General features: G+C 43.0%; 12 protein-coding genes. 8 read left to right on the top strand and 4 right to left on the bottom strand.

Annotation, left to right across the window (positions count from 1 at the left end; all coding sequences use genetic code 11):
- Positions 1-157: 157 nt before the first annotated feature.
- The gene (locus SK066_RS07115) at positions 158-1201 is read right to left on the bottom strand and encodes a low temperature requirement protein A (protein ID WP_320544823.1); all 1044 of its coding nucleotides are present in this window, start codon (positions 1199-1201) and stop codon (positions 158-160) included.
- 339 nt (positions 1202-1540) lie between these two features.
- Between SK066_RS07115 and SK066_RS07110 the strand changes: the two genes are divergently transcribed.
- Complete coding sequence (locus SK066_RS07110; RefSeq protein WP_320544163.1) at positions 1541-1828, top strand: hypothetical protein; 288 nt, start codon at positions 1541-1543, stop codon at positions 1826-1828.
- A gap of 156 nt (positions 1829-1984) precedes the next feature.
- Here SK066_RS07110 and SK066_RS07105 read toward each other — a convergent pair whose 3' ends face one another.
- The 3 genes from SK066_RS07105 to SK066_RS07095 all read right to left on the bottom strand — a co-directional run bounded on the left by SK066_RS07105 (position 1985) and on the right by SK066_RS07095 (position 4385).
- The gene (locus tag SK066_RS07105) at positions 1985-2578 is read right to left on the bottom strand and encodes a DUF4352 domain-containing protein (RefSeq protein WP_320544162.1); all 594 of its coding nucleotides are present in this window, start codon (positions 2576-2578) and stop codon (positions 1985-1987) included.
- Positions 2579-3312: 734 nt separating this feature from the next.
- Positions 3313-3741 carry a hypothetical protein gene (locus tag SK066_RS07100; protein WP_320544161.1) on the bottom strand — a complete coding sequence of 143 codons (429 nt, stop codon included), beginning with the start codon at positions 3739-3741 and terminating at the stop codon, positions 3313-3315.
- 257 nt (positions 3742-3998) lie between these two features.
- Positions 3999-4385 (bottom strand): hypothetical protein, encoded by a 387-nt coding sequence (locus SK066_RS07095; RefSeq protein ID WP_320544160.1) that lies wholly within the window; start codon positions 4383-4385, stop codon positions 3999-4001.
- 461 nt (positions 4386-4846) lie between these two features.
- On the opposite strand from SK066_RS07095, the gene SK066_RS07090 reads away from it, so the two are divergent.
- From SK066_RS07090 to SK066_RS07060, 7 genes are all read left to right on the top strand, one after another.
- A complete protein-coding gene (locus SK066_RS07090; protein WP_320544159.1) occupies positions 4847-6415 on the top strand; it encodes a methyl-accepting chemotaxis protein in 1569 nt (522 codons plus the stop codon).
- Positions 6416-6856: 441 nt separating this feature from the next.
- Positions 6857-7225, top strand: coding sequence for a hypothetical protein (locus SK066_RS07085; protein WP_320544158.1), 369 nt, complete (start codon positions 6857-6859; stop codon positions 7223-7225).
- Positions 7226-7361: 136 nt separating this feature from the next.
- The gene (locus tag SK066_RS07080) at positions 7362-9011 is read left to right on the top strand and encodes a DUF6138 family protein (RefSeq protein ID WP_320544157.1); all 1650 of its coding nucleotides are present in this window, start codon (positions 7362-7364) and stop codon (positions 9009-9011) included.
- A 123-nt stretch (positions 9012-9134) separates the two neighbouring features.
- Positions 9135-9824: a hypothetical protein gene (locus tag SK066_RS07075; protein ID WP_320544156.1), complete on the top strand. Its 690-nt coding sequence runs from the start codon at positions 9135-9137 to the stop codon at positions 9822-9824.
- A gap of 55 nt (positions 9825-9879) precedes the next feature.
- Entirely contained in the window at positions 9880-10422 is a 543-nt protein-coding gene (locus tag SK066_RS07070; protein ID WP_320544155.1) for a DUF1697 domain-containing protein, read from the top strand.
- 890 nt (positions 10423-11312) lie between these two features.
- Complete coding sequence (locus SK066_RS07065) at positions 11313-12629, top strand: hemolysin family protein (protein ID WP_320544154.1); 1317 nt, start codon at positions 11313-11315, stop codon at positions 12627-12629.
- 146 nt (positions 12630-12775) lie between these two features.
- Positions 12776-13843: a hemolysin family protein gene (locus tag SK066_RS07060; RefSeq protein ID WP_320544153.1), complete on the top strand. Its 1068-nt coding sequence runs from the start codon at positions 12776-12778 to the stop codon at positions 13841-13843.
- Positions 13844-14024 lie beyond the last annotated feature (181 nt).

The raw sequence follows: 14024 nt of genomic DNA, 5'->3' as shown, positions 1-14024 counted from the left end.
TCCCACTCTCCTCTTTGAGAACTTGATGCTATACGCTGTGCAAGTCCTTCCTTATTCAATAGTAAAAAGAGCTTTATACTAACAGTCTAAAGCTCTCTTCACTACTACATGATACTATTTCCCACAACATTCATTATGCTATTTATTCGGCATTCCTCTACCCCAGTACCTTCTTTCTCAACCCCACCACAACCAACAACGTCTGCACCACAAAACACCCTGCCAATGCAGCATACACCGCCGTAACTGTCGGCAACACCAACAACACCACCGCAGCCAAGACTAGCAGCCCAGCCGGCATATAAAATGCAAACACACGCTGACGCTTCGACTTCGCTCGATTATGGAATACAAGCGCAGCCGATAGCGTATACAGCCCAAAGCCTGACAACGCCAACCAGCCAAAGCTTCGTACACTCAGATCGTGGTGAAACCCATAATACACAACACTCGCAATAATTCCGAGCGACATGTACATAAATAGATGTCCATAAATAATGAGCTGTCCTGAATTTTTCTGTTCTTCCTCAGCTGTATGCTCAGATGACTCAAAATAATGCCACCAGATCGCCACTGCCATCACAAAGCCGATCAGTGCAGCCACAACCGTATTCATCATTACCGTTTCCTCACGCAGCCCATTTACAATCACAAGAATCATCTCACCAAGCAAAATGATCGTCGCCAGCCCATACCGTTCTAACAGATGCGGATGATGCACTGGCAGCCTGATCAGAATACGTCGACCAACCAATGGCAACGCAATATCCAGAAAAATACCAAAATAGAGTGCGATAAACTTCCAATCTCCGGGCAACAATACCGAGCTAAAGCTGATTAATGCCCCCACCAGAAAGCTCAAGGTCAAAAAGCGTGCAATCTGCCGAGGCACACTTTGTCCATTTTTCCATACACGGGCATACATAAATACCGTCGATAACCGAATCCCCACATAGCCGATCATAAAATATAAATAATACGCTTCAAAATCAATATTAATACTCGCCGCCATCACGATAACAAATGCCATTTGTACAAAATAGTTCACACGCTGCGCGGTATCATCTTTTCCGAAGCGATTCACATATACGGTAAAGCCCGTCCAGGCCCACCAGAGGGGCACAAAAATCAGTATGTATTTTAAAATAATGGATGCTTCAATCGCACCATGATGAGCATGGGTGAGCACATGTGCAGTGATCGAGATCGCCGCAACATAGATCAGATCGTAGAACAGCTCAAGCCACGTTACTTTTTTATGAGCAATAGGGTGTGTAATCTGAATTCACCTTCCTTGTTTTATTTCCCATTATAGCTAATTTGAAGGGTATTCGTTATAGTTTTTGCTCGGTTTACTGCTGGTGCTATGAAGATGAAAATGCTGTACGTTTTACTTCATGTACTATCACTCTGTTTGACGCAGTTATGCGATGATAATCAATTCTTGTCTGCCTATATTTGTTAATAGTGGGGTTCTATTTGTATACTTGAATGAAGCTATAGCTATAATCATACATACTACCGATATGGAGAGCATCCTATGACCATAAAAAGAAAATTGATTCGCTTCGCTCTGATCATCATTATTCTAGTAGGCATTGTCTCGCAAAGCTCCTATTTACAGGGGAAGGTTGCCTACGCCAGTATATGGATTTACCTTACACTACAACAGGAACATCGAAGTATTGTAGATATCGAGTATGTAGCCGCATTTGGAAATTATATTGCAGTTATTGTGAATGACAATGGTGAAAGAAGTGGCATATCCTTATCCCCTAGCTTCTTCCCCGTTATGATCGATTATGATTCTGCTCATCCACCTGCATAGGAGTAATATAGAGTCGCTTCCAGAATGAACGCGCAAAAAAGCGACGATGTCTTCTCGGTTCATTCGAAAAGAGTCGTCGCTTTACTAGTATGCTTTGGTGTTATATTAAACGATGTTTTACTTTATAGCTAAAGCTTCACTCATGCGTCTATGCTTCTATTTCTTTTTAGTCAATTGAATGACTGCTTTACTATTACCTGTGAAGCTAAAAGCATCATTAACTTCCATGACATAGTTAGAGACTTTTTGTCCTTTAGGCATATCAAATACGATATAACCATCTACCTGGATGCCCGGGTTGATATTATCCAGCAATAAAGAGCTTTTTGAATCCAGATACATTGCTGCTGAAGCATCGGGATCAAAACTCGCACCATCGGATGATACTAATTTGAACATAGCCGATGTAACCATACGTGCTTCTTTATCATCGTTACGAATCGATACAGGAATGATCCAGTATTCGCCATTAGCTTCCTGCTTCAAGTATTGATTACCAACACTTCTTTTAACCTCTGGTGTATGTACCAGTACTGCGAATCTACCAACACCTACAGTATCACCGATATACATTCGGTTATCTTTCTGAGCCTGTTCTTTAGAAGAATTATCTCCTTTTGCTGATGCTGAATTAGTACTGCCTGTACTACTTGGTGTGCTTTCTGAGGAAGACTTATCACTGTCCATGCTTCCTGCCGCTAAAGCTCCGAAAACCATAAATGCGAGTAAAGTTAAAATTGTTTTTTTCATCTCTGTTTATATTCCCCTTTTGAATAGATATAACGTACAAAATGATACCTGCTGCCCCATAAGCGATAACATCATTCAGATCAAAGGTTCCTTGAATCCAGTGTGGAATCTGCAACAATTCGCTAACAACCCCAATCATCGGAATACCTCCAATAATTAGATAGCGAGCAATTATGCTTTCATCCTTCCAAATCTGAAATAATGTATAAGCAAACGCATAACACCATAATCCATCCGGCAACGAATATTGGATAAACGATGTTAAGGGTAAGGTTATCTGATTGCGTAACAGCAAAATAAATGGCGTTAACCCTACCGCATCGATCCACTGAAAAACGAGCAATGTTGGCTTACGGTATAATACATAAATCAAGCTACCTAGCAAAATAGGCAACACAACATGCAAACAAACACGCCGGATCGTGATCTCCTCACCTCCTCTCCAGACGACTATCTTTCATGCTTTTCTATACTTGCTTCTCCAACTTGTATGTAACATTTAATATATTTTAAGTGTCGCCATATCTATGGTTGCTAACTACATCTATGTATATAACGGTCAAAATGGTTAATTTTATAATAGTTCCACCATAATTTAGGTCGACATGTATTATTTATACGTTTATACCTTTAGAATCGATAGCTATATAAATATTACAGCTAACGATGATCTAAAAAACTTATTGATCTGTATGCTTATTTCAACAATTTGATATATGTAGTTATATGAACCACTATAACCCCTGTCGTTCCTTCCACCGCTGAATCTGCCTGGTCACTTCCTTACTAGCAAACACATCTCCAATATGCCGCACCTGCTGCTCTTTAGCTTTATTCTGCTTCAATGCAACCAGTACGATACTTTCGATTGCTATCCACGACGTCTCCTTATAAATGGCGATCGTTTCAGCCAGAACAGCATCCGACCATGGCTGATTGCTCAAGTCATACCATATGATATGCTCCTTCACACCATCGTTAATGGCAAGCTGCTGCCTCTGTTCTCTAATGATCTGCAAAGCATTCCGACTTAAATGACGATGTAGCTCTAGCTGATCCGATAGATCAAGCTTATTGATCCAGTGCTCCAGATCGGCTAGGTGATGGTTTAAAGCTGCGTCTTCAATTTTGATAATAATATCTGAGGTATTGATCTGATTCATCTCCTTAGGGTTTCTTCTACTAACAACATACTCGTTCATTAGATATAAGCTCAGTATACGACAGCTTCGATATGAAGTAGAACTACTATATAAACAACGTAGAAATTGCATAACACAAATGTTGCCTAAGCATAATACCCATCAAACAGACTTACAAAATAAAAGAAGCTTGGTCGTAGCATAGCATGTATATATGCTAGTACGACCAAGCTTCTTTTATGGGCAATATGTATTCAGCTGTTCTTATCACTTTATTCCTAATAGCTTTTTTCTAAATTTCCAGATCGAAAAAATCGATTAGCCGCTTTATTGAATAACATAAGTGAAACAATCACAGTATGGACGATTCTAGGCAACGCATAAACTAACGAATCTGAATACAACACAATAGAAATGATACACCATACTACAATAAGCCAACGACCGGTATTAACTCGTTTTAATGCTAAAATACTACCAGCAATAAACATAATTGCACCTATACCCAGACATAAAATATTAACTAACGATACACCATTACTAATTGTTGTTTCTCGAATAGGCATATGATTTGCTAGCAACACTATGTTAATTGCTGTCCCAATCCCTATAACGACTATGATGAAAATACAAATTACAGTTACAGACCACGGTCTTTTAACCACACATACACTCCTTATCCTAACCCAACTGAGTTCAACCACACATTGCTTGCTATATTGCTAAGCAGCTTGCTTCATCGTAAAGTAATCTCGCTCATAGCGCAACACAAATATTACTATTCGTTCATTTAAATGAATTCATCATACCATCTAACACCCATTTTAAAGTCAATAAAAGAAGGAATTTACAAGAGATATGAACGCTCCATAATGTCATTTGAACGTGTACGAGTTTATCCCAAATATGATTTTACATTGGTACAGCAGTATATATTCATCATCTGCATATTACTAAGTAACTAATTTTTATAAACTATTCACTTTTAGGAATTACGTCCGATATAGGTTTAGTTGATATTGTTACTATGTACCTAATTTTTCAAAAAATGTAGTAAAAATTTTATTCAAACAGGCATTGTATCCAGCTTGAATCTAACAGCACTGACAGAAAGGACAACTCACACATGAACAATCCTAACACCGAGATCATCTGGCAACGCAACAAACTAATCAGCTATATGCTGTGGGCGATCACCGCCATTAGTGCAGGCATTACCTTCCTCATTCCTACGTTATGGATTTCTACACTCGTTTCGATTGTCGTAGCGTTGGTCATCACGGGCTTGAATATCGCTAAAAAAGGCGTGCATATCATTCCATGGTTCGTTACGATTAGCATCATCGCAAGCGGAATCTATGTAAGTCTGGATTCCATTACTACCATGCAAGGACTTCTGGTCGTTGCTCCACTCCTCCTTTATCCAAATAGCAAATACTATAATATTGCGTTTTCCAGTCTGCTGATTTATTTTATTTTGCACATTATTATTGCTCCAGCAGCTACGCCGACGCTGGTCGTTACCGATCTGATCAATCTCAGTATGTTTGTGGTGGCGGGTATTATCTTTATTACGGTATCCAGCGTCAATCGCAAGCTATTTCATGCAAGTGAGATTCGCCGCGTCGAAATCGAGCAATCTCAGTCGCGTATGGAGCTGGTGATGCAGCAGGTGAAGCAATCGGTTATTGGCCTGGCTCGCTTTACTGAACAGCTTAAGCAGAAGGTGAATGAAACAGGCACGATCACGACTGAAGTGACTGCTGGCTTCAATCAGGTAGCACGCAGTGTAGAGCAACAGGCAAGCAATGTATTTGAAATCTCGGAATCCCTGTCTATATCCGATCGTCATATTCAGGATGTCGCTGCGTACTCCTACCAGATGAAGCAGCTATCTGACACGATGACGACCAGCACAGAATCCGGTAGTCAGCGCATGGAACAGCTGAATACTCAGATGGGTCAGCTGCATGACATGACCAATCAGGCGACTCAGGATATGCAAAAGTTCAACGAGGAAAGCCAATCGATGAGCTCGATGCTGAACAGCATCTCTGATATTGCACGCCAAACGAATCTGCTAGCATTGAATGCAGCGATTGAATCAGCGCGTGCTGGTGAGCATGGTAAAGGCTTCGCTGTCGTAGCCGATGAAGTGCGTAAGCTAGCAGAGAGCTCCGGTCAATCGGCAACAAATATTGCTGAAATTCTGAATCGTCTGCAAGCTCGTACACGTGATCTGAACGAGCGCTTCCACAGTATTCAAAGCTCGCTGGAGGAAGGTCGTACCTCTGTACAATCGGCGGCTGACGTATTCCGTGACGTGAATACTAGCTCTCAGCAGGTACTGACTCAAGCTGTAGATATTGAGAGCAGCTCCGCTACAATGAAGGATTCGTCAGCGCGTGTCGTTAACGAAGTAACCGAAATCTCCAGCATGACCCAGCAATCCAGTGCAGCGGCTGAAGAAATTCTAGCAAGTATGGAACAGCAGCAGCATCTGACTCAGCAAATGGTGAATAGCTTCGCTGAGCTTGAAGTTCTGTTCAAAGGCTTGAACGATCTGGTATTGACTGAGGAGCATGGGCAAGCAGCAGCATCTGCTTCTTCCACACCATCCCAAATGAATGCTGGGCAACCAAAGCATAAAAAGGATGTTCCAGCTGCTTCGTCTTCTACAGCAACCGTTGCGTAAAGGCGATAGCTACTACAGTTAGTTGTTACTTCCAGCTATTACGTTTATATAGCATCGAAATATCTACCGTATTAAAGTTGAGAATAAGATCGACCCCTAGCCGCTTCTCTTAGAGGAGCGGCTTTTTTCTTTTGCCATAGCATAACCTTCTACTTCTACTTCTACTTCTACTTCTACTTCTACTTCTACTTCTACTTCTACTTCTACTTCTACTTCTACTTCTACTTCTACTTCTACTTCTACTTCTACTTCTACTTCTACTTCTACTTCTACTTCTACTTCTACTTCTACTCGACCAGTATGTCCTTAGGCTGTCATGCATTCAACCCCTGTTTCCACATCTCGCTCCACAAATTACAGTTCACCTACCAAATTGAGTATAATAATGAAGAATCTTATTCCCATACCACTATTCATCCTAGATAAGAGAGGTCACATCCTATGTTCTTTATTAGAAAAAAAGCTATGCAGCGACTCGCTGAGCCATATCGCGAGCCAGATATGTTCATGTGCTATGCCACACCACAGCATCTACATACGTATTCAACACGCGCTTTATTGCTGGTCAATCAGGACAAGCTGGTCGTGTTGTTTCTCAATCTGTTTTCTACCCGTGTTGTGCATCGCTCTGAATTAGCCATTGCCGATCTACAGGAGCAGAAGTTCAAGTCTGGCGTAGGTCTGGAAGCGGTCTGGTCATTTAAAGTGAACGGAGCCAGCTGGCGATTTCAGATTATGTGGACGATTCTTACACTGGGCTCGATGCAGCGTGATTTTCTTGAATTTCTCCAGTTTCGTATTGTAAATTAAACGGTATTGCTGGAATGCTTACAAAGCTAATTAGAAGTTAATAAAGAGCTTATTATTCAAGCACTAGCCATCGAAGACTTGATGATGCTGAATAACGATCAGAAATCATATTATGTATGCAAAGGGGCGTTTATTCATGAATGAAGCATTAACCGTGTTACTTACGGAATGCTGGAAGCAGCTGGACCAGGTTTGTCAGCGTACGCAGAAGCATCTAGAAGAGATCGATCAACGAAGCAAGCTACAGACAGGGGCGCACGACTACATTCGTTTTGGTTATCGTAAAGGTAAATTCAGTAGTAGTGCAGGGCTGATGTTTGTAGAGATTGAGCATCCTTTTTCATGGAGCGATAGCGCGTATACCTGGGAGTCAGAGGTAGATATAACTGAGCTTACGGATGAACAGCTAGTACACGAATGGTGGCCTGTGCTGGGCGAGCGTGTACGAGAAGCATTTGAGGCTGACCGTTACGGTGGTATATTTTTTGATTATAAATTAGAATTCAAACTACACATTGAGCGTGAGCAAGTGAAGGATGATCTGGAGTTGCAGGAAATATGGATCAACCCCATCAAATTGAAGCAAATTCAAGACGTATTCCAGCAATTCATTGCAGCTAAGATCGCTTCACCTCTGCCCCATTATCCGGCGCAGAAGGATCTATTTTTTTTCGGTAGATTGCTTCTCAATGCAGACGTCCATCCTGTATCGACAGCCGAGCGAATTCAGCTTTGTGAACAAACGGATCAGAAGCTTGCTGCTATACCGAAGCTACTAGAGGAATGGAAACGTTGCTTAAGGCTGACGCTTCAGTTTTGGGCAAATGAGCAATTCTTGACGCCTTATATTGAAAATGGCAACACCTATCGCATATCACTCAAGCCAGCCAACGAACGCCCGGAGCCAGATGAACAGCAGCTTGAGCTATTTATCTATGCAGCACTTCGTATCGGGGATGATGATACAGATACCCGGCAGGATTTTTTGGAAATTGCCGCTCAGCTTGGCTCACAGCAGGCAGCGCAGTTTCTAAAGGAGGGTAGCGGACAGATCGAAAGCAAGCGCAAAACACCACATATGCAAGGACAAGCCAATGATATCTTACAAACGATTCAATTGAAACTCACGGGTGATACCGTCGATAGCTATCGGGATGGGTTGCAATACATATGTGATCTATTACAGCAGGGCTTTCCGGTTGAATATACACTCAAGCTTAGCGGCAGTAAGATCAAAAGCTTCCTTCCTGTGAAGGCACTTGCCAGATCAGCGCTGCATCGATTTTTTGCTAATAGCCTGCAATATCCAGAGTTGCATCCTCTACTGGAGCAATATGCGAAACTGGTGATGAAGGAATTTGCCTTTTATAACGATGTAGAACCCGGTGAGAAATCGGTCATGACAGGCACATACGCGGTGCTGGGACTTGCATTGCAGGATCAAAAGTATTTCCCACTGCTGACGGATTATATGCGGCTTGTCGATACGGAGCATCAGTCTGCGCATGATCGATTCGTGCTAGCCTTTCTGGATACCTATCCGCTCACTACGGAGTTATTACCACTGTTGCTAATTATCCTCGCGGGTAGCGGTCAATCGGCGAAGCCTGTCAGAGGACTGGCTGATCATTTTGAGCAAGCCGAGCTGGCACTGGAGCTAGATCGTCAGTTAGCACAACGTGAAGGCTATGAACGCGAGCAGCTACTGTATTTGATTTTCGGTAGTGATAGCAAACAGAAAAAATATGCAAAATTCGTAGAAAAATTACGCTCCGAGCAACGATAACGATAACGATAACGATCAATTGTCGAAAATCGAATGCAGAATCTCCAATCTCAAATTTCCATAGCATACTATCAAACACAGAATATAGATCACACAATATTTTAGGATGAAGGAGTAATTGCCATGACGAATCAATCGGATCAGCCAACCTTACAAGCTGCGGCTTCTGCATTTGTTCAGCAACATCAGCTATACAATGAGAAGTATGGATTATTTGAAGGAAATGGGATTGTCGCTTTTACAGAACCTACACCGTTTGAGAGCGATGAACGGATTCCACTCTCACCTGAGCTAGAATACTGGTACAGTCATTATGAGATGATCGATCCTAAGAAACCTGGAGAAAATCCTCAAAAAAATGCGGCAGTCTTAATCGGGGACGGTATCCTACTTTTTTTTGCCGCTCCAGAGCATTTATATGATTTACAATTGGGGCGTCGCTGGGTGGGGGTAGGCGATCCGGATCAGCTACAGGAATCGAAAAATTGGCGTGCAGAGCATGTAGTCATCGCCACTTTTAATGATGATCCCGTCATTGCCGATACGTCTGCACCTGGTACTCCCATCTATGTCGCGTATGACACGGGTGAGCCTGCACTGGCAGCAGCATCGCTGGCAGATTTTTTTGCAGCGCTAGCGATTTTGATTGAAGCCGCTACAGAACTAGGCGGTGAGATTCGAGACGAGGATACCGATGAAGTGAAGCCGCAATACTTGGAACAGATCGAATCCAAATTGGATGAGCTACTGGGTGAACAAGCGGCAAATGAGCTACTACTATATTTGTCACTGCGCTGGGAAAGCTGGGAATAACTTTTGGATACAAAGCTTCATGCTATTCCATCCCTTATGAAATGAGGTCAAGCTCATGATCTATGTCGCTCTACTGCGTGGCATTAATGTCGGTGGAAAAAATAAGATCGATATGAAGCAACTTAAGCAAGCATTTGAACAAGCAGGTATGACAGCGGTCGTTACGTACATCAACTCAGGCAATATTATCTTTGCGAGCGAGCTACCACAGCATGAACTATCTCCCCTGCTGGAGCAAAAGATTCGCGAGGTATTTTCACTTGATATCCCGGTGATGATTCGCAATCTTATTGAAATTACAGCGGTAATCGAAGCCTTACCGGAAGATTGGACGAACGATGACGGGATGAAAAGTGATGTGCTATTCCTCTGGAACGAGATTGATGATCCGTCGATCATCGATAAGCTACCACTCAAGCCGAATATGGGCACAGTACACTATATTCCTGGCGCTGTGCTGCTAAGCATTCCGCGTGAAAATGCTGCCCAGAGTGGGATGAATAAGCTGGTTGGCTCCAAGCTGTATCGTTATATGACGATCCGTAATGTGAATACGACAAGAGAAATTTATCGTTTGATGCGTAGTATAGCTGAATAGAAGAATCTACCGTAGAAGACTAGATCCTAGTTTCAAACTGCATTGAACGACGTTCAATGCAGTTTATTTTCGTTAGCCTAAACCATAAATGTGATTCTCATTATTTGTTTGAATTTTGTTGTTGGCTGATATTGCTCTATTCCAGGATTGAATCGGCTTCAAAATCTAATGAATTTCAGTCCAACCACCAGTCCCTTAGCCGAGCTAAATCATAAAATTTGATGATGTATAGTAAGTTTGACATTGTACAATACTTACATTTGAGATTGTACGCCATTAACGAACTTATGGTTTGATGCAGACATTATTTCATAAGGCGGAGTACATTAGACTTTCATTTTGCACTAGTCAAGCTATTAGGGTATTAGCAGTGTATATACAAACTCGTATGAATGCAAGCTGCACGGAACGAAGGGAAGGAAATAAGAGGAAAGGGCGACTTTTGAGCACGGCAATCTACCATGTACTCCTAATCCGTAGATTCCTGTGCGAGACGGGAGCCCGTCCGCTTATTCCTTCCCGCAGTGATGCATCTCCCACCGCATCACTTTGCACACAAAGACAATTCCCCTACTTACAATCCAACAAAATTGACAATTCTCAAAACCATAACGTGTTACTGTATGGTGCAGTTGTGTTTATGTTATACTATAAAGCAATTACTTTATGGAAGGAGGCAACAGACTTGGGAAGGCGTTAGCGATGTCCATTGATTTCTCCATTCCTGTATATTGTCTCCTTCATACGGATGCTGTACAGGATAGGCGATAACAATGCAGAATGATCACTCGTCGGATGGGCTTGAATAAGATTGCATAGTAAATGTAGTAAAACTGTTCTTTGTATAAATCTAAATTTGTGGAGGTGAATCCCTCAATTGAGGGAAATCATTGGACCTAATAACGATCATCAATTTGTTAGTTCTGGTTGTGTTACTGGCGTTAACTGCTTTCTTCGTCGCTTCTGAATTTGCTGTTGTCAAAGTACGGGCATCTCGCCTGGATCAATTGATTCAAGAGGGCAACAAAAAAGCCGTTATCGCTAAAAAGGTAGCTCATGATCTGGACTATTACCTGTCCGCCTGTCAGCTCGGTATTACCGTTACCGCGCTTGGATTGGGTGCGATTGGTAAACCCGCGGTAGAGCTGGTGCTCTATCCGGTCTTTGACCTTTTGAACGTATCGGCGGCTGCCGCTTCTGTAGCCTCGTATGCGATTGCGTTCTTCCTTGTTACCTTCCTGCACGTTGTTGTCGGGGAAATGGCACCGAAGACGCTAGCGATCCAGTTTGCTGAGCGTATGACGCTACTGCTGGCTCCTCCGCTCTTCTGGTTCGGACGCTTCATGTACCCATTAATCTGGGCATTAAATGGTACATCTCGCGTGTTGCTGCGCGCATTTGGCGTAAAGCCTGCTGGTCATGAACAGGTATACTCGGAAGACGAATTGAAAATTATTATGACGCAAAGCTATGAGGGCGGCGAGATTAACGAAACCAAGCTGTCCTATATGGAAAATGTATTCTCGTTCGATGAGCGGGTAGCACGCGATATTATGATTCCACGTACACAGATGGTCGTACTGGATCGAGATATGAATTATGACGAAATTATTGAGATTCTGGATGCTAACTACTATACCCGCTATCCGGTTACGACCGATGATGATAAGGACCAGATTGTCGGTATGGTCAATGCCAAAAAAATGCTTCCTCACATGATCAATCAAACTACACGTAAGCTACAGGACTTCATTCGTCCGCTTCCTTTTATCGCTGAATCATTATCTATTCAGGAAGCGATGCTACAAATGCAGCAAAAGCGCGTGCATATGGCGCTTGTCGTTGATGAATACGGTGGTACAGCCGGCTTGCTGACAATGGAGGATGTGCTGGAGGAGCTGGTCGGTGAGATTCGAGACGAATTCGATGCCGATGAGGTGAACGATATTCGTCAGGTTGGCGAAGGTCAGTACCTGATTAATGGTCGCGTATTGCTGGACGATCTGGAACGCCGCTTTGGTATTACTTTTGATGATCGCCATGATACGGATACGATCGGTGGTTGGATTTTGCACCATAAAGGCACGGAGATTAGCGAAGGCGATACGCTGGAGCAGCCGGAGCATGTATGGACAATTACCGAGAAGGAAGATTTGCAGATCAAATGGGTCGCACTCACATATAGCGAGGTTAGCGAGGCTCTGTAACTTCTGTAGTCATGAGCGAATATGCATCATCCTGTTCCTATGTCATAATGCAACGATTAACGTGCTATACCGACAGATTCAGCAATGCCTGCTGAGCTGTACACTACTCACTATATGGAGGTGAATCCCTCATCTGAGGGAAATCATTGGACGGAACGATTGGATTAAACTTGTTTTTAGTGGCTGTATTTATCGGCCTTACGGCTTTTTTCGTCGGTGCGGAATTTGCAATTTTGAAGGTACGTATGTCACGTCTGGATCAGCTGATTGCAGACGGTAATAAAAAGGCAGTGATGGCAAAAAAGGTCGCTACCGATCTGGACTACTATCTGTCTGCCTGTCAGCTCGGGATTACGATTACGGCGCTCGTACTCGGTGCGCTCGGTGAACCGACGGTTGAGCGTATTTTGCATCCGATCTTTGATCGCTTTGATATCCCCGCAGCGATCTCTACTGTGCTCTCTTATGGTATTGCGCTTGCTGTGATCACATTCTTGCACGTCGTTATCGGTGAGCTTGCACCCAAAACGCTGGCGATCCAGTTTGCTGAGCGTATGACGCTTATGCTTGCTCCTTCGCTCTATCGTTTTGGTCGTCTGATGGCGCCGGTAATTCGTTTGCTGAATGGTTCGGCTACCTTGCTGCTTCGTCTATTTGGTGTAAAGCCAGCTGGACATGATACGGTTCACTCTGAAGAAGAGCTGAAATGGCTCGTCGAGCAGAGCTATGAGAGCGGTCAGATCAACCAGACTGAGCAGACGTATTTACGTAATATTTTCGCGTTTGATGATCGTACATTACGTGAAATTATGATTCCTGCTAGCAAAGTCATTACAATCGCTGCCGATCTGCCACAAGCAGAGCTGGTGTCTCGTTTGAGCCAGTATGAATACACACGTTATCCGGTGACTTCTGCCGCTGACAGCAATAAGCTGATTGGATTTATCCATAGCAAAGAAGTGCTGACTGCCATTGCGGCTGGACGCTCCGGTGACTTATCAGGCTTCCTGCATAAGCTGCCTCGTTTTGTAGAGACAGCGTCGTTACGTGAAGTATTGCTCAGCATGCAGCAGCATCGTGTGCATATCGCGGCAATCAACGGTATCGACGGACGCATGGCAGGTCTGGTTACGATGGAGGATATTTTGGAGGAAATCGTCGGTGATATTCGTGATGAAGCAGACGATATTAAGGCTCCGACGTTGTCATTGTAATGTGCAAGTAGATTAAACCAGAATGAAGCTGGAACGTAAAAAGCCATTCTCTGATTCACCCTATGGTGACAGAGAATGGCTTTTTCATTTAAAAAGTATTCAAATACGTGTAGGCTATAACAACAATTAAGACTAACATCTGGATATTGTGCTCTGCTCATGCGATGTATTGATATGGTTG

The sequence above is a fragment of the Paenibacillus hunanensis genome, assembly GCF_034055775.1.
GTDB lineage: Bacteria > Bacillota > Bacilli > Paenibacillales > Paenibacillaceae > Saccharibacillus > Saccharibacillus hunanensis.
This window is presented reverse-complemented; position numbering and strand designations above follow the sequence as displayed.